The 23,291-nt window shown below is 34.3% G+C and carries 26 protein-coding genes and 1 riboswitch; of the genes, 9 read left to right on the top strand and 17 right to left on the bottom strand.

Features of this window, described 5'->3' with window-relative positions:
• Positions 1 to 35: 35 nt before the first annotated feature.
• Complete coding sequence (locus tag AM499_RS19825) at positions 36 to 266, bottom strand: hypothetical protein (protein WP_231687500.1); 231 nt, start codon at positions 264 to 266, stop codon at positions 36 to 38.
• Positions 267 to 488: 222 nt separating this feature from the next.
• Positions 489 to 839: a winged helix-turn-helix transcriptional regulator gene (locus AM499_RS19820; RefSeq protein ID WP_053591812.1), complete on the bottom strand. Its 351-nt coding sequence runs from the start codon at positions 837 to 839 to the stop codon at positions 489 to 491.
• A 30-nt stretch (positions 840 to 869) separates the two neighbouring features.
• Here AM499_RS19820 and AM499_RS19815 point away from each other — a divergent pair, with 30 nt between their 5' ends.
• The gene (locus tag AM499_RS19815; protein WP_231687499.1) at positions 870 to 1,589 is read left to right on the top strand and encodes a nitroreductase family protein; all 720 of its coding nucleotides are present in this window, start codon (positions 870 to 872) and stop codon (positions 1,587 to 1,589) included.
• A gap of 412 nt (positions 1,590 to 2,001) precedes the next feature.
• Here AM499_RS19815 and AM499_RS19810 read toward each other — a convergent pair whose 3' ends face one another.
• The 4 genes from AM499_RS19810 to AM499_RS19795 form a co-directional block, all read right to left on the bottom strand.
• Positions 2,002 to 2,442 carry a DUF4362 domain-containing protein gene (locus AM499_RS19810; protein ID WP_053591811.1) on the bottom strand — a complete coding sequence of 147 codons (441 nt, stop codon included), beginning with the start codon at positions 2,440 to 2,442 and terminating at the stop codon, positions 2,002 to 2,004.
• 310 nt (positions 2,443 to 2,752) lie between these two features.
• Positions 2,753 to 4,774 (bottom strand): right-handed parallel beta-helix repeat-containing protein, encoded by a 2,022-nt coding sequence (locus tag AM499_RS19805; protein ID WP_053591810.1) that lies wholly within the window; start codon positions 4,772 to 4,774, stop codon positions 2,753 to 2,755.
• Positions 4,775 to 5,476: 702 nt separating this feature from the next.
• Positions 5,477 to 5,917: a cell wall hydrolase gene (locus tag AM499_RS19800; protein ID WP_053591809.1), complete on the bottom strand. Its 441-nt coding sequence runs from the start codon at positions 5,915 to 5,917 to the stop codon at positions 5,477 to 5,479.
• Positions 5,918 to 6,099: 182 nt separating this feature from the next.
• Positions 6,100 to 6,807: a DNA alkylation repair protein gene (locus AM499_RS19795; protein WP_053591808.1), complete on the bottom strand. Its 708-nt coding sequence runs from the start codon at positions 6,805 to 6,807 to the stop codon at positions 6,100 to 6,102.
• A gap of 792 nt (positions 6,808 to 7,599) precedes the next feature.
• Here AM499_RS19795 and AM499_RS21905 point away from each other — a divergent pair.
• Positions 7,600 to 7,740 (top strand): hypothetical protein, encoded by a 141-nt coding sequence (locus tag AM499_RS21905; RefSeq protein WP_172794352.1) that lies wholly within the window; start codon positions 7,600 to 7,602, stop codon positions 7,738 to 7,740.
• Between the two features lie 521 nt (positions 7,741 to 8,261).
• Here AM499_RS21905 and AM499_RS19785 read toward each other — a convergent pair.
• Positions 8,262 to 8,864: a TetR/AcrR family transcriptional regulator gene (locus AM499_RS19785; RefSeq protein WP_053591806.1), complete on the bottom strand. Its 603-nt coding sequence runs from the start codon at positions 8,862 to 8,864 to the stop codon at positions 8,262 to 8,264.
• Positions 8,865 to 9,102: 238 nt separating this feature from the next.
• Here AM499_RS19785 and AM499_RS19780 point away from each other — a divergent pair, with 238 nt between their 5' ends.
• Together AM499_RS19780 and AM499_RS19775 are read left to right on the top strand one after the other, a co-directional pair.
• The gene (locus AM499_RS19780) at positions 9,103 to 9,816 is read left to right on the top strand and encodes an SDR family oxidoreductase (RefSeq protein ID WP_231687498.1); all 714 of its coding nucleotides are present in this window, start codon (positions 9,103 to 9,105) and stop codon (positions 9,814 to 9,816) included.
• A gap of 121 nt (positions 9,817 to 9,937) precedes the next feature.
• Positions 9,938 to 10,708 (top strand): SDR family NAD(P)-dependent oxidoreductase, encoded by a 771-nt coding sequence (locus AM499_RS19775; protein WP_053591805.1) that lies wholly within the window; start codon positions 9,938 to 9,940, stop codon positions 10,706 to 10,708.
• Between the two features lie 199 nt (positions 10,709 to 10,907).
• On the opposite strand, the gene AM499_RS19770 is transcribed toward AM499_RS19775, so the two are convergent.
• From AM499_RS19770 to AM499_RS19750, 5 genes are all read right to left on the bottom strand, one after another.
• Positions 10,908 to 11,723 (bottom strand): undecaprenyl-diphosphate phosphatase, encoded by an 816-nt coding sequence (locus AM499_RS19770; protein ID WP_053591804.1) that lies wholly within the window; start codon positions 11,721 to 11,723, stop codon positions 10,908 to 10,910.
• A 178-nt stretch (positions 11,724 to 11,901) separates the two neighbouring features.
• A complete protein-coding gene (locus tag AM499_RS19765; protein WP_053591803.1) occupies positions 11,902 to 12,387 on the bottom strand; it encodes a hypothetical protein in 486 nt (161 codons plus the stop codon).
• 234 nt (positions 12,388 to 12,621) lie between these two features.
• Positions 12,622 to 12,879, bottom strand: coding sequence for a hypothetical protein (locus AM499_RS19760; RefSeq protein ID WP_231687497.1), 258 nt, complete (start codon positions 12,877 to 12,879; stop codon positions 12,622 to 12,624).
• A gap of 206 nt (positions 12,880 to 13,085) precedes the next feature.
• Entirely contained in the window at positions 13,086 to 13,367 is a 282-nt protein-coding gene (locus AM499_RS19755) for a hypothetical protein (protein WP_053591801.1), read from the bottom strand.
• 85 nt (positions 13,368 to 13,452) lie between these two features.
• On the bottom strand, positions 13,453 to 13,884 hold the full coding sequence (locus tag AM499_RS19750; RefSeq protein WP_053591800.1) for a GNAT family N-acetyltransferase: 432 nt from the start codon (positions 13,882 to 13,884) through the stop codon (positions 13,453 to 13,455).
• A 266-nt stretch (positions 13,885 to 14,150) separates the two neighbouring features.
• Between AM499_RS19750 and AM499_RS19745 the strand changes: the two genes are divergently transcribed.
• Entirely contained in the window at positions 14,151 to 14,459 is a 309-nt protein-coding gene (locus AM499_RS19745) for a DUF3915 family protein (protein ID WP_053591799.1), read from the top strand.
• Positions 14,460 to 14,604: 145 nt separating this feature from the next.
• Entirely contained in the window at positions 14,605 to 14,826 is a 222-nt protein-coding gene (locus AM499_RS19740) for a TM2 domain-containing protein (protein WP_053591798.1), read from the top strand.
• Positions 14,827 to 15,182: 356 nt separating this feature from the next.
• On the opposite strand, the gene AM499_RS19735 is transcribed toward AM499_RS19740, so the two are convergent.
• Together AM499_RS19735 and AM499_RS19730 are read right to left on the bottom strand one after the other, a co-directional pair.
• Positions 15,183 to 16,433: an MFS transporter gene (locus tag AM499_RS19735; protein ID WP_053591797.1), complete on the bottom strand. Its 1,251-nt coding sequence runs from the start codon at positions 16,431 to 16,433 to the stop codon at positions 15,183 to 15,185.
• Between the two features lie 416 nt (positions 16,434 to 16,849).
• Positions 16,850 to 17,029, bottom strand: a complete 180-nt coding sequence (locus AM499_RS19730; protein WP_053591796.1) for an H-type small acid-soluble spore protein — start codon at positions 17,027 to 17,029, stop codon at positions 16,850 to 16,852.
• Between the two features lie 115 nt (positions 17,030 to 17,144).
• Here AM499_RS19730 and AM499_RS19725 point away from each other — a divergent pair, with 115 nt between their 5' ends.
• Entirely contained in the window at positions 17,145 to 17,429 is a 285-nt protein-coding gene (locus tag AM499_RS19725) for a hypothetical protein (protein WP_053591795.1), read from the top strand.
• A gap of 172 nt (positions 17,430 to 17,601) precedes the next feature.
• Here the strand turns inward: AM499_RS19725 and AM499_RS19720 are convergent, their stop codons facing one another.
• Complete coding sequence (locus AM499_RS19720; RefSeq protein WP_331457270.1) at positions 17,602 to 17,904, bottom strand: DUF1292 domain-containing protein; 303 nt, start codon at positions 17,902 to 17,904, stop codon at positions 17,602 to 17,604.
• A 370-nt stretch (positions 17,905 to 18,274) separates the two neighbouring features.
• Between AM499_RS19720 and AM499_RS19715 the strand changes: the two genes are divergently transcribed.
• Together AM499_RS19715 and AM499_RS19710 are read left to right on the top strand one after the other, a co-directional pair.
• Complete coding sequence (locus AM499_RS19715) at positions 18,275 to 19,150, top strand: DUF1672 family protein (protein WP_197275576.1); 876 nt, start codon at positions 18,275 to 18,277, stop codon at positions 19,148 to 19,150.
• Between the two features lie 13 nt (positions 19,151 to 19,163).
• Positions 19,164 to 21,248, top strand: a complete 2,085-nt coding sequence (locus AM499_RS19710) for an SA1320 family protein (RefSeq protein ID WP_053591793.1) — start codon at positions 19,164 to 19,166, stop codon at positions 21,246 to 21,248.
• Positions 21,249 to 21,305: 57 nt separating this feature from the next.
• On the opposite strand, the gene AM499_RS19705 is transcribed toward AM499_RS19710, so the two are convergent.
• Positions 21,306 to 22,619: a DUF5667 domain-containing protein gene (locus tag AM499_RS19705; RefSeq protein ID WP_053591792.1), complete on the bottom strand. Its 1,314-nt coding sequence runs from the start codon at positions 22,617 to 22,619 to the stop codon at positions 21,306 to 21,308.
• A gap of 84 nt (positions 22,620 to 22,703) precedes the next feature.
• Positions 22,704 to 22,788: riboswitch (cyclic di-GMP riboswitch) on the bottom strand.
• A 261-nt stretch (positions 22,789 to 23,049) separates the two neighbouring features.
• Entirely contained in the window at positions 23,050 to 23,229 is a 180-nt protein-coding gene (locus AM499_RS19700; RefSeq protein ID WP_053591791.1) for a small acid-soluble spore protein H, read from the bottom strand.
• Positions 23,230 to 23,291: the final 62 nt, after the last annotated feature.

Below are 23,291 nucleotides of genomic sequence, written 5' to 3'. Positions count from 1 at the left end.
TCCTATCTTTATAAACTATTTAGAGCATTACGCAGTTAAAAGCCATTAAAATTCATCATTTGGTTCAATAGATACAATTGATATAACGCAGGTATTATTAAAGCTAGAAGTAGACTCAATACTGCAAAAAGTTTTGATTGTCTTATTAGACGGTCATCATTATTTTTTAAATGTTCAAAATATGTAAGAGAGAAATATAGACAAATAGCAAACGTAAAAGCAGAAAATATCCCTATCCAAATCCCCATAGACCCCAGTTGGTTCATACTTGAAACCGCCTTTCACTAATCAACTAACCAAATTATACCATTATATGTTTATACTGTAATTTTTTATTACACTAACCTGCTGCGTTAGTTATATAAGAAAAGAGAGCTGCCTAAGCAACTCATTGATCTTTAACTAAAGCATCCGTTAGTTGAATAAGTGTAATTCATGTTTAACAAAAACTATTTATTTTCAATCAGCCACTTTTGTGAAATTTAGGTTTAATTATGTTCACAATCAATTTGTTGTTCTTTTTCTATGCCTTTTATCATTGCATACTCATTACCCCATTCACACATTGTGTTTAATACTGGTACAAATGATCTTCCTAGATCAGTTAAGCTGTATTCTACTTTTGGGGGCACTTCTTTAAATATTTCTCTTCGTACAAGTCCATCTCTTTCTAACTGTTTCAATTGATCTGTTAAGACTTTCTGTGTAATTCCAGGTATTAATTCATAAAACTCTTTAGTTCTTACGGATTTTTGAATCAAGAAAAAGAGTATTAAACATTTCCATTTCCCACCTGCAATGTCCATAAAAATGTTGATTCCAGTATTATAGTTAACCATGTGCTGTCCCTCCTGAATAGGTACTTAAAAGTGGCTATCCCACTTTTTTGTGCGTTATTTCCCTATTTATTATTGCTTACTATAATTAAAGGTGCAATTAATAAAAAATACGGAGTTGATGATATGAGTGTAAGAAATATTTTGGAAAAAAGACGTTCAGTTAGACATTATGATTCCAGTTTTAAAATAAGTTCAGAAATTCTAACCTCGTTAATTGAAAGTGCAAGTAAGTCACCTAACGGAAATAATATTCAAGCAACTCGATACTTAATTATTGATGATCCAGACTTAAGAAATTTATTACTACCTATAGCTTTTAATCAACAACAAGTGGTAGAAGCTTCAACTTTAATTGTTATGTTAGGTGATTATGAAGCCTTTAATAAAGATAATATTATTAAGATACATGAAGAAGGCTTTCAAGCAGGTTTTTATGATGAATCGCTAAGAGATTACCTAGCGAATGCTGCAATACAATATTATGAAAATAAATCAAATGAAGACCTAAAGCTAGAATTAACTAGAGATGTAAGTCTTGCATCAATGTCATTAATTTTATTAGCAAATGAAGCTGGTTTTGAAACAATTACTATGTCAGGCTATGATTCTAAGAAATTAAAAGCAATCTTAAATATTTCTGAAAGGCATTTAGATGTTATGCTTATAGCTATTGGTAAAGGTACTAAAGTAGGTCATAATACCGTAAGGCATACTGTAAATAAGGTAATGTATAGAAACAAAATAATTTAGTGTTCTAATAGTATCTGATTATGAAAATATACAGACAAAGAAATATTTAATTCTTATTCCGTTAACGGCGCTTTTCTCAAGTAAGGAGAGCGCCTTTCTCAATAATTTTCCCTGCCCTATCCTATCAATTCATTCCGCTAAGCTGTTTCGGTAGTTAATAAGAAAAAAGAGTTACCTAATATAGGTTTTTTGTTTTTCTAAAATTAACTACAACTTCCTATGCTGATACCCCATAAAGAATTGAAGGAACAATACAATTTCCCATAATCTCTACTTATTTCATAATCCACCTCTTAGTAATTTCTATACCATTATATTTCTACATCCTTGTTCAACTAAACTGCTGCGTTAGTTTAAGTGAATTTATTCACATTTACATTAAAATATCTATTAATGAAAAAATATTTCCCTACTATTTCCAAGTGACCAAAACGGTATTATCTATAGTATCTTCGCAACCTTCAAGAATGTAATCAGTTCTTTCAGTAGTTTCGACCACCTCAATTGTGGTACAAGTAGTACTAATAATACTTCCTTGACCAAATTTATCTCTTCGTGTGTCTGTTGTTGATTTTATAACTTCACCATCATATTCAAGATCATGAAGCATTGGGTCACCTTCTTCTGTATATTTAACAACTCGTATACTATCCTTTTTCGCTTTTCCAACATTATTCAGGAACTCCTGAAATCTCTCTTTATTTTCAATTTCGCCATGCATATCTATAACATCTTCAGATGCAGGTGTGTAATCTGGAATATTATTTTGTTCCAGATTTTTAATTGTTGAATTTTCTGTGTTTTGACAACCAGCAATTAAGAATGAAGCAAATATAATATTTATCTTTTTCATCGCTGTACTTCACCCCTTTTGTAATTAGACGTTTTTTCTCTTATGGGTGTTACAAGTCTTATTCTATAACCTGCCTCGTTAGTTGAATAAGAACTCCCTCTTGAAGTCTCCTGAAAAAGTTTCATCAACAAGATAAAACTCGCTTAATTTTCTAAGTTCCAAATAACAACTCCACATTCTCTTAGAATTAAATATTTCATTACTAATGAACTTCGTGATAATTTCAACTTAAAAAAAGAATAGGCAGCTTTTCGCTTGTTAAAGACCAATTGTTTCAAAGGTTTTTAAACAAGCTAAAGCTGCCAAGTGTTTAAATAATAATTTCTATTTCCAAACCACCGTGAGTCATATTCGCAAAGGGAACATGATCCGATTCCTTTGTTGGCTTTATACCTATAATGACACTTGCATGCGCTACTTGATGACTGTATAAATAATCTATTGTATGACCATCTGCTATAAGTCCATTTTCTCCTGTTTGAGTGATTTTTACCATTGGATGAATACCAGGAGAGACATTTTGAAGCTTGACCTCTAACCCTTTTGGATTACTTTCAACTAAAGAAACATAGGATTGCCCACTCTTAAATTGAATGCTTCCATTTCCGTTATTTGCTACTAGGCTGAATACAATGGGTTGACCCTGAAGAGGTTGGAATACTGCATTACCACCTACTAATGTGTTATGTGCTACTGCCCCAGTTGTTTCTGCATGGAGTGGTACTCCTTCGCTCCCCATTTTAATCGTATTTCCAACAGCTCCAACATCCATACAATTCCATAATCTCAAACCGTATAGAGTTAAAGGGTTAGGGGTTTTAATCGTATTGCCTTGAACCGATCCATCCTGTAAATTACGGACTAATATTCCTCCTGCTATTCTTGGATGGTCTACTTCTATTACATTATTGGACACATTTCCACTAAAGTTCGGTTGAGTAGGAATGGAATATCCAGCATAGATCACATATGGCACAAAAATCGTGTTAGCAATGTCCAGCTCATCTGGAACGCCGTGAATAATATTTCCGTCGACAATCAATCGATCAAATGAACCGATAAAAATAACACCGTCTGTACCAAAGCAATTTTTAACATGATTATTAGTCACTATTGCATTCGTCTCTTGATTGACCTTGGTTTGCCTTTGAACTCCTCCAATGTATATTGCTCCCAACGGATTTTTAGCATATCCACAATTAAGGATTTTATTGTTAGCTACAATACAATCTTTTGTATATTGCTCTACATTGGTCCATTTATAAAAGACCCCTCCAACCATGGAGTCAGATATAAAATTATCTGTTGCTATTAAACCACCCCCTGCGTGGCCATCTATAGCTTTACGTTTGTTACCTCTAAGCGTGCACCCGGTAATTAAAAGGTCATTGGCTTTTGGAAATAACGTACCCAGTGAATTGATCCCGTAGCCAGGGTCTACATAAGTATGATATTTGGAGGCCTGTGGATGCCCAGCTCGATCGCTTATGCTATTAACTACCCGTGGTCTTTCTACTGCCGAAAATACATAATTGCTAGAGTAATTATCATGAGCATTACATTCTATAAAAGTAATGTCCGCATTATCTTCGTATTGTAAATCGGTTGGTAAATAGTCCCCTAAATGCCCTACTGCAAATCCTGAGTAATTAAATCCGCTGCTCTCACAGGCTCTGAAGATAATATTTTTACAGGCGCGATGCACTAAAACTCCGCTTCCTACATTTCCTATAAATCCTCCGCCAAATAACCCAAATGGCTTACCATCATTTCTAGCACGCGCACTCGTATCGAAGCTATTGTTTTTTCGGTAATTCCAAAATCCAGATGTTGGATAGCCCCCTGCAGTGGTACCTTTTTCCCCATAACCAGTTACGGGATCTATTTCTGGGAAATCACCATACCCCTCAAATTTGATACCTTCAATAATACAATCCTCACAAAGCTGAAGCTCTAAGATTCCCTGAGCATGAGTTCGAGTGAACAAAACAGCTCCATAACCTATCAAATGAACTCGCTTCTTCCCTCTCAGGAGCAAACAAGGTTGGTCATTGTTTGGAAAATCATCTAGCTTTGTATTCTTCTCTAGCCAGTAACGTCCTGGTGGCAAAATTAATGTATCACCATCATTTGCATGATTAAAAGCTGCCTGTATAAAATCCTGTATTCTAGTCTGTCCAGTTGTGTCCGCCTTTATAGTCTTAGCCGTTCCACCTTCTATTTCATCTAACATTTCAAAATTACGTGTTATCCCCTGCAGGAAATCCTTTGAAAGTTTGTCCTCGATATTGGTTGGAATATAATATTTTTTCTTGGGCGTATAATTTGTCATTTTTTATATCTCCCCTTCAAAATTTTTCTAAGATCAGTAGGCTTTCTCGATAAACCTTTTAACTCTTTAAAAATGCTAGAAAACGAATACCCCCTTCTACATCCAGATTAATAATAACTAATTCGATAAGGAGAGGGGTATTTCCTTTACAAATTTCTGAATAAATTGTATACAGTTAAAAAGACCATCTTATGCCATGTGTATATTCCTATCCAGTTTGCGAAAAACATGATTTATGACCCTCTAAATTTTTAACTACCTGCACCGTTAGCTAGATCTACACGGAGAATCGGGTCAAGAGGAAAAGGAGTATCACTACTCGCTCGTTAAAATACAATGGCTGACAGTGAAAAGGCTCAATACAAATGAAGGGGATTTAGGCAAATTTATGGGGAAAATTATGTATGGCATTTGCTTTTGCATACTATTATTAGCATTACATTGGTATACTTCACACCTTGAAGTCCTGTATTTTTATAGATTTATCTACTATATGATCTATATGTTCGATATATAAAAAAGGGAACACCTGCTAACATCAGGCGTTCCCTTTTTATTTCGTGAGATACTTCAAAATAACACTTTGAAATTTTTTAAACCGACAACTATTACATTACCTACTGGATCTACATCGAACTAAAGAACAACTAAATAGGAAAAATCGCAATTACACTCCAGAATTAATAATAGCTCCTAGACAACCTAACCCATATAAACACTTTCACATGTTCCAGGTGCTGGTTCATAATAACAATGATTTTTATATTGACCTGAAAGGGGTTGATCGTACCATGTTGGAGGACATGGAGCATATGGATTAAAATACCAAAGTGCATATTTCCCTGGGTGATCTCTCCAATAATCCAAAGTCTGTTTTGCTAGTCTTTTTTCAGCAGATCTCGCTCTTTGATAAAATAAATTACCTTTTTGAACAGCTTCGAAAGAATAATTTCCTCCTTGAATTTGAAAAATGACATCTTCGACTGTTCTTACATCTTTAAAGTCTATACAATCAGCCTTAACACGATTAACGATTACATTTCCAACATATAACATCCCTTGTTTGCCTTCACCTTCGGCTTCTGCTCTCATCATCCTTGCCATTAAGTCAACATCTGAACTTTTGTAATTTACTCTTGGCATTTTTTCACCTCAAATATATAGTATGAAAATATACCTTTATTGATGTCATTCTTAATAAAATATAATGCTTAGTTTTTAATGCTTGCAGTTTTTAAGTTGGATGAAAACTATTGCATTCTTCTTATACCTTTAACAATCAACCCTCGGATGTTAAAAGATTGTTCTCGAAATAAGGCTATTGTTTAACATCTTACATATTTTCGTTTGAAACCAATCCTACCTTTATCAACTTCCTTTTGAATATTTTCGGAAGCTAGTAGGAAACTGCTTTTTTTCTTGTCCCGCTTTACTTCTACTGGACCTACTGCTTTTGCAGTCTCGACCGCCTTTTCATGGAGCGGCAAATATGAAATCCCCACTGTGAATATGAAATTATTCATAGCGGATTTAGTTCGTTCTGGAGAATCATGAATCGTTTTTTCCACAATTTCAAGCATATTGGCAATCTTGCTTTCCGAAAATTCAACGTCCATTCGATTACCCAAAAGCCAACAGTAGCAACTCCATCCCGCAGACATTTTCAATTCTTCCCCACTTTTAATCCATTTATCAGCAACGTCTTGTGCAATATCTGCTTCTGCTAATGTTACTGCAACTACATAATCGGATAGCATATAAAAATACGCTCCATCGATCCAACGCTCAAAATCCGCCTCAGTCATTGCCTTTGGGTCTGCGATTATACCTGCAAAGTACATTGCGTCGTAGTTCCCTGTAGAGTATAGCTGTTCAGCTAAAGGTTGATTTACTTTTATTTTCTTAGCGATTGGCTTCATAGCACCTGTAGCAACACCAAAAAGAGGCTCGATTGCACCATTGGATTTGTAGATTTTTTTGGTCCGCTCTTTGCCGAGGGCCTCAAGTTCCTGCATAACCATTTGTAAATTCATCGTTTAACCTTCCTTTTTTATTGTAGTTTTTTCTGCCTAAATATTTTACCCATCAATTCCATCACAATTATCCTATAACAAACCTTTACAGCAAAGCCGGTATGTACAGCATGTATGAAAGAACACAAGGGGTTAGTGGTTTATACATTTAATTTTTAACTCTTAATTTTAAATTGGAAGCAATTTCAATAACTTGACGTCATCCATCTTTAATAACTCGCTTGTCTCTAGCAGAAATTCCATCATGACCTTCATTTTTTTCCATTACTTGTTCTTTTATAATTTTTTGTCAAATGGGACATAAAAACTCACTAAACTGCCCATTAGTTGAGCAAGCACCTTCTTTTTTAATGTAAATAATGTTCGAAATGTAGACTTATATGGGGTGTTAACATTAACAACATATCTAATTGTTGAATATTATATAAGACAACCCTAGGTTACTTTCCCATTGACAATCTTTGGTTGAATAACCCCTTAATAGTATCATTTCTTGTAGTTTGTCTATACTGGTAAAACCAGTACCAAGATCAGTTGGGAAAGTCTGATCTTGGTTTTTTATTTTTTTAGGTGCTTATTACACTATTAATATTTTGAATAAACTATAGAAGGGGAAACTGAGAAGAATTTAACCTCTACTCCCAGTTCCCCCCCCTGTTACTTTAAATCTATTTTTTATCTTAATTGAATAATTGTTACTGCAAATCTCTATATCTTTATTCAAGTATTATATGCCTTTATTATTTTACAGTGTCATTAAAGATCTTATCTATATGAAGGAGTTCGGTACCCATGGAATTGATAGTTCATGAAATTTATCGGTTGGTAGATGATTATTACAAATGTGATAATTTCCAAATAAAAGAACAAATAATTAGTGACATTATTTTCTTATCAGAAGCTTACCTTCTCTATGTTGAAAAGGAAGAATGATTACATTAACGATATTCCTTTTTCAACTAATCTGCCCCAAAGTTGTACACGAAAAAATTCACAGTCTCAACTAAACCTCTTCTTATGTATGTTCGGTAATGGAGATGAAAATTTCCACAACCCGATATACTCTCAGGTGATGTTTATTAACCCATTGCAAGTGCACCAAAAAACATTAACCATAAACTTATACAGACTAATAACATCATTACTAATATGTTGGATGTTTGAAAAAAAGCTATTATTATAAACGAATAAAGAAGGGCTATTATAAAACTACTCTTAATAAATCCCCTTTTACTTATATCCGCTTGAACTATTATGAAAAATATTGTGATTATAATAGGAACTAATAACAAAAAACCACCTCTTTTGTTTAGATAGGGTCATATAGCAATTATAACAACACCTTTATTAGAATGATTCGCTGTCATTTTATCATTTTCATTTTGGACTACCCTGCTGCGTTAGTTTAAGTCTTTCTTAATTCATAAATTGAATGTAGCCCGATGATATTCCATTTATTTTTTATCTTTTATATAGATTTTCGGTGTATAAAATCTCAATATATGTATGAGTTGATCTCCCATATACGAAGATGATTGGATAAAATCATTGTCAATCCATTCTAATATTAATCCAATAATGCCATGTATCCGATACGTGCTAAAAAGGTTTATGTCAATATTAGGATCTATCTCTGTAAACGAAAATTCAAACTCTTCTCTGAATAACTGATCTAATCTTTTTCTCATTTTTTCATGAAAATTATAATTTATAGTTGGACTAAACATCAGCTTATAAAATTTTTTATTTTCTAAGAAATGATCAAATAAGACAAATGAATTAGAAGGGATTTCATTGAAATCTACAACTGATAAATTGAGATATGGTTTCCTATAAGCTTCGGTCATTTTTTCAAACATCTCTTCAATTATCTCATCCAATAAATCTTCTTTTTTTTCATAGTGGGCATAAAAAGTTCCTCGATTGTAATCCGCAGCTTTTACGATTTCTGTAATCGTAATGTTATGAAAGCATTTTTCTTCCATCAATGATAATAAGACTGCTTTAAAATTCTCTTTTGTTCTTTTTACACGTTTATCAGGATAATTAATTGGCATAGAAATGCTCCTTCTTATACTTTTAACTTACAAAATCCATTCATTTGTTCATTAACGTACACTTCTCTCATTATTGCATATTGAAGCCCTTTCATGAATGCTTTATGCTTGAGATGTTTCAAAATATCTCAATATCAAGATATATTTCCTTATATTATGAATCATTTTTAGGAGGAGAAGATCAATATGACAAGATTAGCAGGAAAAGTAGCAATCGTAACCAGGTGCAGGTTCTGGTATGGGACGTGCGACTGCAAAATTATACGCAAAAGAAGGCGCTAAAGTTGTTTTAGCTGAGTTTAACGAAGATTCAATGAATGAGACGCTACAAGAAATTAAAGCAGCTGGGGGTATAGCTGTTGTAATTAAAACAGATGTATCGAAAGAAGAAGAAGTAAATGCAATGATTCAAAAAGCATTAGATGAGTACGGTAAATTAGATATTTTAGCAAATATTGCTGGAATTTTTGATAACATGGCATCAGTTGAAAACACTTCAAACGAATTATTTGAACGTGTAATGGGTGTTAACTTAAACGGTCAATTTTATGCATGCCGTTCTGCAATCAAAGTATTTAAAGAACAAGAATCTGGCGGAACAATCGTAAATGTTGCATCAATTGCTGGTTACTTAGGTGCTCGTGGTGGTGCAGTTTACACAATGTCTAAACACGCTGTAATCGGTCTTACAAAAAATATAGCAGCATTTTATGGTCGAGAAAACGGTAAGATTCGTGCAAATGTAATTGCACCAGGTTCAATTGCAACTGGAATGACAGCTAACATAACAAAATTAGATCCACTTGGTGCAGAAACATTTGCAGATCTTGGACCATTTAATGGAGGGGAAGCTGAAGATATCGCAGCAACCGCATTATTCCTAGGTTCAGATGAATCTAAATTCATCAATGGTGAAGTCGTTACAGTTGATGGCGCTTGGACAGCGCGCTAAGAATTTCAATTGCCAAAAGGTAAATACGTTTATTATAGAAGGAAAATATACAAAGTATTTTCAAAAACACGCAATCTAAGAATAGATGAAAAACTACAATCTGAGAGGATGAGTGATTGAAATGACGTTTCCAGTACTAGAGGGTAAAGTAGCAATTGTAACAGGTGCAGCAATGGGTATGGGACTTGCTACAGCAAAACTTTTTGCAGAAGCAAAAGCTAAAGTAGTAGTTGCCGACTTTAACGAAGAAAAAGGACAAGCAGCAGTTTCTGAAATTGAAGCTAATGGAGGAACTGCATATTTTGTAAAAGTTGATATATCTAAAGCAGATCAAGTTAAAAGTATGATTGATGCTACCGTAGAAAAATATGGTCGTCTTGATGTAGCTGTTAATAATGCAGCTTTAACACCAGATGATAAACCAGTTGCAGAGTTTGATGAAGAATATTGGGACAAGTTAATCTCTGTTGATCTTAAAGGAACAGCACTATGTTTGAAATATGAACTTCAACAAATGATTAAACAAGGTCAGGGTGGATCTATTGTTAACATCTCATCTGTTAGTGGATTCCGACCTCAGCCAAACAATATTGCTTATGTTGCCGCTAAACATGGTGTAGTAGGAATGACAAAGGTTGCCGCATTAGAAAATGGCGACAAAAATATTCGAGTTAATTCTGTAGCTCCTGGTGCGATCGATACACCAATGCTACGTGGTGCTTTAGAACAGTTTGGCTATACTGAAGAACAATACGCACCTCAACTTAGTCTTTTAAACCGATTTGGACAAGCAGAAGAAATTGCTCAAGCTAGTCTTTGGTTAGCATCAGATCAGTCATCTTATGTGACTGGAACAACTATACATGCGGATGCTGGTTACACTAGTCGTTAATCAAAACTAAATGGTTCACCATGAAGGAGGCTAACTCAAAGGTAAATGGAATGACTACCTTTTTGAGTTAGCCTTTCGCTTTCTTACTATTTTTATTGAGTATTATGTTGCTCGATTCTCATTTTACCGAGTGATTTCTTATGTCCTAAAAGGCATGCAGAAACGAATTGGTTAGCTCTATAACATGTATCAAAGCCCTTTAAAAGAAAACTAAAAGTAATGTTCCAACGATAAAACAATAATAGGTGAAATAAACCAACTTACCATTTTTCATTATTCCCATAAACCACTTCATCGCAAAATAGGTCATTAATAGAGTTGCAATAAATGCAGCTAAATAAGGGATTGCTAAGTCTATTTTATTCGGCTCATTCAAAAAATCAGAAAAACCTAGAATAACTCCTCCGATGCTTACAGGAATATACAACATAAATGAAAATCGAAGTGCTGTATCTTGTTTCATTCCAATAGCAATTGCTGAAATTACCGTAGCACCCGAACGGCTAATTCCTGGAGTCAATGCGATAGCCTGACCTAATCCAACAATGAACGCATCCTTCATCGTAATATCCCGCTCGTCTTTTACACCTTTTATATTGCGAATTAACCACAAGGCAAACCCTGTAATAAAGAGCATCACCGCGATTGTTGTCATACTTACATTTTCTGCAATATAGTCATTTAAAAAAATCCCAAGAACACCCGCTGGTATAGTACCAATGACAATAAAGCAAACAAACCGAAAGTCACTCTTATAGCTACGATTTTTCGTTATTAAATAACGAATTGAATTGATTGCAAGCCTGACGATATCTTGTCTATAAATATAAAGTATTGAAAAAAGTGACGCCGTATTTGTTAATATAGCAAAAGTAAATCCTTGCTCACCTAACCCCAAAATCTCACTGACAATCATCACGTGGCCGCTAGAGGACACTGGTATTGGTTCTGTAAAGCCTTGAACTAAGCCAATTATTATCATTTTGGTTATTAATACAATGTCTAGTTCTCCCATTTTTACCTCCCTTTAAAAACTCATTCCAGAACAACGTCTGTTAATTTTAAATATATTAAACTGAATTCAGATAAACCATCGATTAATCTAACAATTTGATGTACTAATGTTACATTTTCGTCACCGTGTCTTTAATTAAAAGTAAAAACCAATAACAAAACAGCTCTTTGCCTTCCTACTAATACTCCAAAGCTAGACGTTCATCAATTCGCTCCATCACACTTTTAGATGGTCTTTGATAAAATTGGTACCAATCCATTCTTTTATCTCCTACCTCTTCGATTAAGTCATTCACTGTAAAGACTAGCTTCCGTAAATCTGTATGTAATGCTGTTAGCTCCTCCTCATTTAGAGAATTTACCGTATACAATTGATGGTTGGTTTCCCTTAATAGACTAGCCAATTCTTGATGGTGAATAGTAAAGGAAATATCCGATAAAAAGTAAGGCTGATATAGAAAAAGATTAGATTCTCCAAATGCCTGTAGCTCTTTAGATGACATCCTCGATAAAGCCTCTAAATAGCCACTTGCCTGAAGCATTTCTCTTTGATATTGCTCACCTAGCTCCCTTTTCAATTCAATATTCTTCATAAAAAAAGCACTACTTATAACAAGTATCGATACAACTAAAATCAAAAGCGGTTGTAAGCCTGGCTTCCTCACAATAGCCCCTCCCTAGATAAAATACATTCCTGCCACTTTAGTTCAACAAAAAAGAGCAGTAATCCTTCTTGGACCAATGCTCTCATAAACTGATGAATATTTACTAACCTTTACCGAACTCAAAGTAAGTGACCGATCATAATAAACAGTTTTTCCTTAAACCTCTTTTCAATTAACTATGTTAATCAATATTGTTACTACTTCTAACCCTAAGGATATTACTCCACAATTCAATTAATCATTAACTTTATTTTTATATTTATTTGTTAAATTCATTGCGAAGAACTGAGGAATCAAGTTCAAAAAACTAACCAACATTAATAATTGATAGGGTGTTAACGGCTTAAAATAACCATTCCATCTTTCGTTTCCCGTCATCTCATGGATGAAATAAAAGGAAGTTATTACAGATAATATATTACCAATAATAAAAGGGATTGAATTACTAAAGAATTTCCCGAAAAATGCAAGAAGTGAAGTCACAACAATCATTATCAAATACCCAAGCATTGAACGGTTGGCAAAATCTTGATAAATAGAAAAATAAACAAATGGAAAACAGTATAAAATGGCTATTAAGATGGTAATTCCTATTTTTCTAATATTTCCACCTCTTTTGTGGTTGTCTAAATAGACATTTAATTTCTTCGTGAACTTCCCCGTTAGTTAAAGAGAATAACGATAAAAAAGACGTTTAGTTATGTAATATTTTTCAGCCATGTAATCACACGAAGAATTTGAAAAGGTTCATACAGGGAGACTAAAAATAAGACAACAAAAAAAGTAACAAGTGGAATGTATTTAGTACCACCTTTTTCCTTTTTAGCTATGGCGATAAAACCTATTATTGCCCCTATAATTAATAAAATGAATCCTATAAAAATAAAAGGTTCACTGTATCCGTCTATCATCCAATTCATTAAATAGGATAATATTCCGATAACAATAAAAACAAATGACCAAATGCTAAATGTTTTCACAAATATTCACTCCTTCTTTTAAATCATTCAACTAACCTCCCCGTTAGTGAATGAAGAACACCTCAAATTAATTATGTCTATAACATTAAAATTTCTTTAAGTCTTTTTTTAAATAGTAATGTTTATAGTCTCTGCCTACATTATCTAAGCTCCCGTAAACTTGATAACCATTCTTTTCGTAGAAATCCAATGCTTGAAAACTCAAAGTATCTACCTTTATAAAATCACATTCTTTTTCTAAAGCTATCTTCTCAAGTTCTAAAAGTAATTTAGTTCCAAAACCCGACTTTCGTATATCTTCATCTATCATAAAAGTTTGAATTTCTAACCAATTCCAACACGCTTCAGCAAGTATTCCGCCACGGACAATGCTGTTTTCGTCCTTTATAAATAAATTGATTTCTTCGTATCTGCCTGCTAAATCTTCTGGAAAATGTTTTAAATTAAACTTATAAAGCTCGTCATGAATGTATTGTTTATCCTTTTTATTAAATTCTTTCGTAATATTCAGACTCATTATTCATTTCTCCTTTTGGATACTTTTTTGGGCTTATACTGGAATTATATATAAAATAACCCTTTTTTTGAATACAATCTTTTCTTGTTTACCTAAACTACCCCTTTAGTTAAAGGAGAGATTTTCTTCTACATCATATTTTCTTTTTAAGACTCAGAAAGATAACTATTTTATTATTATAGGACAAATTGTTCAATCTCTTTTTATCGATCATCATAGTTTATAAATGAGGCTAGATTTTAAATGCCAGAAGGGAGGGATTGAATATGTGTTCTGAATGTAGAAGATTAAGAGAATCTGAAAATGAAAGAGATCGTGATCGTGATAGAGATCGTGACAGAGATCGCAACAGAGATCGTGATAGAAATCGCTGCGAAGGTTGTGTTTGTGACCAATTAAGACGATTAAGAATGCAGACTGAGGTTGATGTTTTCTTAAAAGGTGGTCGAAGATTAAATAATGTTTTTTTTATTAACTTTGATCGGGATACTTGCTGTGCAATCTTTACTGATAATGGTTCAACAATTATCGTAGACTGCCAAGACATTCAAGCGATTCGAATAGAAAGAAACTAAGTTATAAGGGAAGGGATCTCATCTGTAAAGATAGAGGTCCCTTTAAACCTTGCTCGTACAATTAATTGTTAAATATTACTTATATTTATATATTTTAAACTATGTTACTGTAATATTCGATTACAGGTGAAAGGAGGAATATATTATGTCAGAAAACACGAATTCAGAAAAGAATTTTGTAGCAGCTTTACTACTTTGTTTCTTTTTAGGTTCATTAGGTGTTCATAGGTTTTATGCTGGTAAAGTAGGAACAGGAATTTTAATGTTGCTTACACTAGGTGGACTAGGAATTTGGACAATAATTGATTTTATTATAATTGCTATTGGGAAATTTACAGATAGTAAAGGGAAATTAATTAAAGCCTAATAATAAAATTTGCCATACATATCTCTACTTCCCGAATGATAGTTTTAAACCTAAATAGTCATTACATCTAAGTTGAAATTATACTAATATTTATTACTAAAGTGAATGATGTCCTAAGACGACGGCCTACATAGCAAAATACAATGGTCAATGATTACGCTCTAAGGTATACAAGAATTGAAGTTTAAACTTAATATGGGACGTAGAGATAAATTTTGGCGTTATCAGTCCCGTGGTGCGTGTCATTAATATTATTCTTATACATATCGGTATTTTTCAGAGTAGCTCCCTCTTTGGAAAAAACCTAGCAAAAACACCTTGAAACGGCGATCTAACCATCTCAAGGTGTTTATAAATTATGAAGTTAGATCAGAAGACTCTGGAACAACTACAGGCTCACCTGCTTTTAATAATACTTTGTCTCTTCCTAACAATAGGCTAAGTAGTAACATTAGCACTCCCGTACCCAATAGAATCCATTCAACTCTCACAATATCTGCCATTGGTCCGAATATGAGCATCCCTATTGGCATCATTGAAGTAGCAATCATCCCAAAAACACCAAATATTCTACCCAAGTAATCACCCTCAACTCGTTCTTGAATTAGTACAGTCGTAGGTGTATTGAAAACTGGCATTGAGACCCCGAATATCGCCATGAAGAGTAAATATGCCCAAAATATTGGCATAATCCCAAGCGCAATCGTACAAATTCCCATTATAATACTGGCAAGTGTCATCGTATGCACCTTGTTTGCAAAACCTCCCCAAGAAGCAATAATACCTCCGCCTGCCATCATTCCAACCGAAAAGGCAATTTCGATTGCAGTTAATCTCCATACATCATCACCAAAGCTTCGAGTCACTTGTAAAGGAGTTAAAAATGCGGCTGGCGCCATCAAAACAAAAAACAACGCGAAAAACAAAAAGAACTTTTTCAAAAAAGCATGGTTGTTAATATATGTTAAACCTGCTTTAAAATCACTAAGATAGCTTGTCGTTTGTGCTTCGGATGCCTTTGCATGTACCTTAATTTTTAAGAACACGAGTAAAGTTACAATCGCTATAGCTGCAGTTACCACATCTATAAAGAAAATGATTTCTAATGTAGCCATCGTAAGCAATGCCGCACTCACCATAGGAGACACGAACATTATAATAGCCTGTATACTTCCGTTAGTTCCGCTTACTTTCGTCAGCTTATCCTCTGGAACAATTTGCGGCAAAATAGCCCCTACTGCTGGACCTTGAATACCTGTTCCTACCGCTCTAATAGCTGACATGGCAAACAATAGCCAAATAGCCTCATATCCCATTAAGAAGACAATTGCCATTATGAGAGTTGCTATAGCAATCAGTCCATCTGATAAGATAATGAGTACCTTCCGATTGTATCGATCTGCCCACACTCCAGCAAAAGGCGATAAAATAAATGTAGGGATGAATCCACATAATATAAATAGTGTCATCATCATTCCTGATTGTGTAGTGAGTGTTATATGCCACATAATCGCATATTGAACCAGTGAGGAACCAAAAAGGGATATCGTCTGGCTACTTAAAAAGATAATAATATTCTTTTTCCAATTTTCATATTCCGTATTCATCTTATTCACGACCTTTTCTATATATTTCCTGCATTGAAAAGTAAATGGTTAAGGTCTTTTTTGCTCAAATCGAATATTTACATACACTACTATTTTTAGACAACAAAAAAAGAGGGTAGATTCACCCTCTCTTTTTTTGTTAAACGTAAAATAAAGTTTTCCTTAAGAGACAGACTAATCCCATTTACTCCACACTTAGGCAGAGCCCTTGACCATATTCAATTAACGGTTCAAAGTTTGGTTTCTTAGTCTCATAGATGCTGTCAAAAGGAAAACCTCCATTTCTTAAAGTGAATTTCATTTTACCATAGCTTTTCTTACTATACAATAAATACTATTTTATACCGATTTCGTTTTACTTTATATACACGAAAAGAACTGCACCTTCTTTTTGGTGCAGTTCAATAGTGATTTTCTTATTGTTCAACTAAGCTCGTAACTGAAACACTTTCCTTTTTATTTGGATCATTAATGAAATGAATGGTTGCCAAATCCTTATCTCGGTCCACATGTTCAATATAAACCCTTTCTCCATTAAATGTTACATTAGACATACTTTTCGAAAAAGCTATTTCTTGAGCTCGATCAGCATTCATGGATGTCACCTCCTTAATTTCTATAAATCCTATTGTTCCTCCATTGAGGGGGTTAATACCGTTACTTTCGGATATATTATGTAAAGTAATGAGTAAAATTTAGGAGAGATAGTTAATGGAAATAAATGAAATACAGAAGTTTATATTTCACATGGAAAATGAACAAAGACAAATCATACTAAAAGGGGAAATCGAGGGCCAATCTGAGGTCCCTGGTTTTGATGACATTAAATTTAAAGGGGTCCTTGCGTTGCTTAATTCTATTGATAAACAGAATTTTACCGAATCAGGTAACAATGCGGTATTCGACCAGTACCTAATGGAAGTAGAAGAAACAATAAATGAGATGAAAAAATACAATCGGTTTCAAGATAATACAGGTTGTCGCGAAGGATTATAGCCATCATCCTCTCGATATAATCCTGAGGCGGAATCGAATAGATCTTAAGTTCATGAGCTTACAACGAAGTGTAAGCAATTTTGTTTGCGAAGAGCTGTGCTCAAGAGCAATGAAGAATGCGAGAGTTTGTCAACAGTCTGAAGAGAGGAGTATATCCTCTCTTCACAACCGTTTATTCATCTTCTTCATCAAAGTCTTCTGCTTCTTCTTGTGCTTCTAAAAATGCAGCGGATACTTTCTCAAATTCAGCGTCCGTTTCTATTTCCGCTAGCTCCTCACCATCAATAATTTGGAAAAAGAACACATCCACTTCTTCGACTGTTTCTTCTTGGGCATCATCCGCAAATGCAACTGCCGCATATTCCTTTTCTTCAATAGTCAACATACCAATCACTTCAATTTCTTGTTCACGGTCTTCTTCATCTAGAACTGTAAGAATTTCTCCAACTTCAATGCCACCCATTTTCTCGTCCATTCAAATTCCTCCTTACAATAGTTAAAGCTCATCAATTATTGTACCCTGTTAATAATCGATTAACCTAACAGGGGCTAATATTTTATAAATATCATTTTGAAACAAAAAGGTATAAGTATATTTGTCCCAATGAACTATAAAACAAAAGTCCTCGTTAGCTATTTACAAGTCATATCCTTTCACCTGTTTTTTCAAAATTCAAATAAAATATAAGGAATATGTTTTCAGTTATCTAAAATTTTTTATACAATTAGTAAAAATAGGATATTTAGAGCGAAAGATTTGCACGTTAGGAGGTAATTATATGCGAAGCAACAAAAAAGCCTTAGTACTCGGACTAGGCATAACCGTTTTAATAGGAGGATGTAACATGGATACTGAGAATACAAAAAGCTCTCAAAAAGAAACAGTAGCCGCAACAGGAGGTCACGGAATTGCTTTAAAGACTGAAAACCTAGTGAGCGTTCAGGAGTATACAGGTGAAGGATATGCATTGAGGAATGGTGAGGAAACGGATAAAATCGCAGAAGCAAATCGTGATGAAATTGAAGTAGCAGTAAAAAAGTTCTTCAGTGAAAAATATAAAACGGAAGTAATTGTCCATAACTTTGTAGGTGCAGTTGATGGTGTTTCAGTATTCGTAGAATCAGTGGGAGAACCACATTTTCATACATTTGCTGTTGTTCCGATAGATCTACAAAGTAAAACAGTAAAAACAGACAGCGTGTGGTCACAGGAAGGCCAAATAGAAAATGCCTTATCAGGCGGATTATTTGCAATGGCTTATGATGAGGAAATAGCCAACTTAAATAATTTTATGAACCAAATAACTAAAGAATACCCTGTTGTTGGTAAAACTAAAGAGGCGGTAGAAAAAACGGATTCTGGTTACTCGACTCCCTATTACTATATGAGTTTTTTTACTGACGTTTTCGACCATCTTAACTCTATGTACTTAGAAAACCAAAATGTAAGTAAAGAAGAGCTCAGAAATTTCCTTGATGAAAATAAATTTGAAACAGAAGCTGTAAAAATTACTATCAATCTATTCATGAAAGAAAAGGATGTGGAACCAGATAAAGTTACCTATTCACAGATAGTATCTGAAATCGAAAGTATGGATGGTTTGCCAAGGGGTGCTTATACTCTTTTATTACACGATAATTTAATTAATAGTAAGTACGGAAATGGTTCAAAAGATAACAGTATAGAGGAAACTACGATTAATGAAATTATGAAGGAATAGGAGAAAATAACCTATGACTATTATAAATAACGTAACTCGTCCGAATACGAATGACAGAGATTTAGTGGAGCTAGCAGGTTATCATGCATATCAAAAATACGAAGTTAATGATATCCTACAAGTTAATGGAAAAGAATTTTATGTTATTCATACACTTTACGATACATCCTCCGGGCTAGATGCATTAACCATTCAAAATTTTGAAACGAAAGAGCTATCCGTTGTATTTGTCGGGAGCGAACAACTTGACAAAGACTGGATTGGGACTAATACAAAGCTGTTAAGCGACGTTCCCCCCGCTCAAATTCATGATGCAAAAGCTTATTTTCAGCAGATGAACAATAAATATGGGGACATTTCTTCTGTCTCAGGAAATTCACTTGCTGGTGCTTTAACGAACGCTGTAGCCATCGAAAATCCTCAAGTAAAAGCCGTGACGTTAAATCCTGCAATACTTCCATCTGGTATGGTCGATCCTACTAAAGATTATACCAACATTACAAATTACTATAGTAAGTATGATTTTCTAACTGGTACAGAAGAGTCTATTGGAATGGGAGATCGAATTCCAGGCAATAAATACGGAATAAACAATGGAATACCAATGTTCTCAATGCTAGGGTCCAATCATACTGGCTACGTAGAAGCAGATACAGAAGGAAATTTTAAAATAGAAATAGGCATAAAAGATGAGCCTGGACATGGATTTATTTACGTAGGAGCTGATGATCATATTGTAACTAGTATATGGACCGGTTCTCCTTTGTATAGTGGACAGACTGAAAAGATTCTAATAAACAAGGAAAATATGCTGTTGCTTTCCGATGGAATCAGGGATCATGTAAAAGGCCGTATCACTAATGTCAGAGATTATATCGGAAATTCTGTAAGCATAGTCTCGGATGAAAGTGCTCGATTTAATCAACGAGTTACGAGGCTGCAGGAAACTTTTCAATATATGTTTGAAGAGCTTGCTGGCGATCCGGTATTTAATGGTATTGCTAAAACAGGAATGATTATTAAAGAGTGCATAGATGAGCTTATATTACTTCTAAATTCAGCAGAGGCTAGGTGTAGAGTTCTGAATAGCATTTTAAACTCAAAGCCAGCAGAAATAATTGAATTTATCTTTTCGATTGATATAGATGTTGAAGGCCTCTTCGCTCCTGCAAAAGCATATTTACATCAGTTAAAAGTAGATGTTGATAACTTAGTGGCAAACGCACAGAACATTGTTCAGCATGATATTCCCAAGTTATTTGAAGGAGGGAAAGACCTCTTTGTAGATGCGGTTGTAGGGGAACTAAACGCTCACTATAACATCGTCAATGAAAATAAGGATAAAGTATATAAACAATTAAATGCTTACGAGACTCAGGTTCATGACATAGCAATTTCTTTTCACAACAAAGACCGTAATTTGGCAAGTTCTATTCATTCAGGTTCTACTTTAGAAGATGGCGTAGATTCCGTGCAAAATACAGAAGTTTTTACGATTGAGTCTTCTTCCTATGTAGTAGTTGGAATGAAAATAAAAGAAATTCAAGTGGAGCTAGCCCATAATCATATGAATGCAATCGGAATATCCATATTAACTCCAATACTATTGGGCTTAGAAGCATTGCTATTTTTAATAGAAACTGCATTGTCAGCAATTATTATCGCAGTTAAGGCTGCTTTAAACGTCGGTTTGTATGGAAACCCTGTAAGCTTACTCATTAGTTTGTTTACTAATTACGAGGAAAGAGTTAGAAGAGCTGTTCAAAGTGCGTTAGAACCTCTTGAGGAGATGGAAGTAACTGTGGAAGGTCTCCGAAAAGGTTTTGGTAGAATGATTGCGAATCTTCCTGAAATGCTGAATAATTTTAAACCATATATCGATACAGCCATTTTTGAACCTGGGAAATATGAAAATGTACGACTATATAATGTCTCTGCTTTAGCTGTACTAGATGAGATGGAACTTCTATTTAACGACATTATCTACCAATTATCTGACGAAAAAGCTAATGCAATTGAAGCTACATTAGAAATCTCACAGAACGTACTTGGAAATATACAGATTTTAAAAGAACAGGTGCATCGTGTAACACTATAGATTATAATGACTGAAAATTTAGATATTATTTTTAATAAAGAAAAAGACAAAGGGGATTTACTCCACTTTGTCTTTTTTCCCGTTATTCGATTTTTCCTTGTCGTTATTTCCTTGTTGTTTAGCCTCTGCTTCTTGTTTCTTTGCTGCAGCATTTGAAGCCTCTTCTTCAACTTTCGCTGCTGCTTCTTTTTGTTTAGCCTCAGCTTTTGCTTTCGTTTCTTCAGCTTTAAGCGCGGCTTCCTTTTGTTTAGCTTCTGCTTTTGCTGCTGCTTCTTTTTGTTGAGCCTCTACTTTCGCTGCTACTTCTTTTTGCTTAGCTTCTACTTTCGCTACTGCTTCTTTTTGTTTAGCTTCTGCTTTTACTTTCTCTTCTTCAGCTTTTTTAGCTACTTCTTCGGCTTTTAATTTTGCTTCTTCCACTTTTTTAGCGGCCTCTTGTTTTTTCTCCTCAGCTTTCGAAGATGCATCTTGTACTTTTGGTGCAGCTGGTGTCTTAGTATCTGTAACTTTAGGTACCATAACCGCTGAAGCAGTTACTGGTTGTTCCGTAGATTCTTTTTGTACTTCATTTTCCTCTTCTAGAGGTACTTCTTCTTTTGAATCTGTTGTGTTTTCATCCGCAACAGCATCATCTGATTCTACTTCTTCTATCGGTTCCTCAGATTCAGTGGCTTCTTCCTCTGAAGTTTCTTCTTTCTCTTTTTCAAGCTTAGCTAGTTTTTTCTCTATCTTTTTAGCCAATCTTTCTTCAGCTTTTACAACATTTTTAGCAAGTGCTTCTTTAGCTTTTGTATTTTCTACTTTTTCTAATGCTGCTTGTAAAGCAAGAAGATTTGATGAGAATTTTGCTTCTAAATCAGCATAAGCCGAATCTACTTCGGATTCTTCTCCCGTTGCATCATCTTCAACAGCAGGATCATCTTCATTAGTAACTTCATCCGGATTGTCTTGTTCTACACTTTCTTTATACTTATCTAATGCCTCGTCTTGTTGGTCAATCGCTAGTTGTAGTATTTCAATTGCTTTCTCTTCATCACCTTGTTCAAATAATGCTGTCGCTTCTAGAATTCGCTCTTCCGCTAATGCGCTAAGCAATTCTGCTTCTTTCATGTCATCGAATGTGAAAGCCAATTGAACACTTTCTTGCAATGATTTAAGAAAATAGAAAAAATCACCGGGTAATAATGCAGGTTCTTCCGTATCATTTGTATCATCCGTAACTCCAGATTCCACTTCTGAGTCATCCTCTACTGTTGTCGTGGAATCATTCGTTTCTGCAAATGAAGGACTAACACCTACAAGAAATACAATGAAAGCAACAAACATAAATGCAAGCAGTGTTTTTTGCAAATTCCCTTTAAAATTGGACATAAAAAAACTCCTCTCTCCTATTAAAAATAGAAATACAAGGAAGAACTGTGAATTGAACTTTATTTCAAGTTTTCATCCATATCCTTCGGTAGTTCAGCCACCATAGCCGTTAGGCGTTAGGTCTGAAACTTTGCGTCTTCATCTTTCGACAAATTTGCCTTTTTCGGAATAAGTACCTACATCTAAATAATGCAAGTCCCTATCAAGGATAATTATATATTACTAGATTATAGATATCTATCTATTTTTAACTAATTTTCCTGCGTATTTTCGGCTAGGAAAAAAGCACCCCCATTATTTGTGAGTTACAACGGTTCCAGACAAAAAGCGAGTATGTGAACGATTTCGTTCACATACTCGCTAAGAGATAACTCGAAGAGTTTTTCAGTTGCCCTCATAGGGTGCTTTTTTATACGTAAGTGCAACTATGTTACTGTTCCATTAAGCTTGTGACAGAAACACTTTGTTTATTTTCTGGTTCATCAAGGGAATGGATTGTCGCTTTTCCATTTTGTTTGTCTACATGTTCAATATAAATATTTTCACCGTTATAGGTTACATTAATCATATCAGGCGAAAAAACAATTTCTTCTGCGCGTTGTGCATTCATTGCTTCTACCTCCTTTTAAAATTCAATCGTTATTATATTTACCCGATCTTACTTATATATAC

Origin of the sequence: Bacillus sp. FJAT-22090, assembly GCF_001278755.1 — a bacterium.
Classification (GTDB): Bacteria; Bacillota; Bacilli; order Bacillales_A; family Planococcaceae; genus Psychrobacillus.
This window is presented reverse-complemented; position numbering and strand designations above follow the sequence as displayed.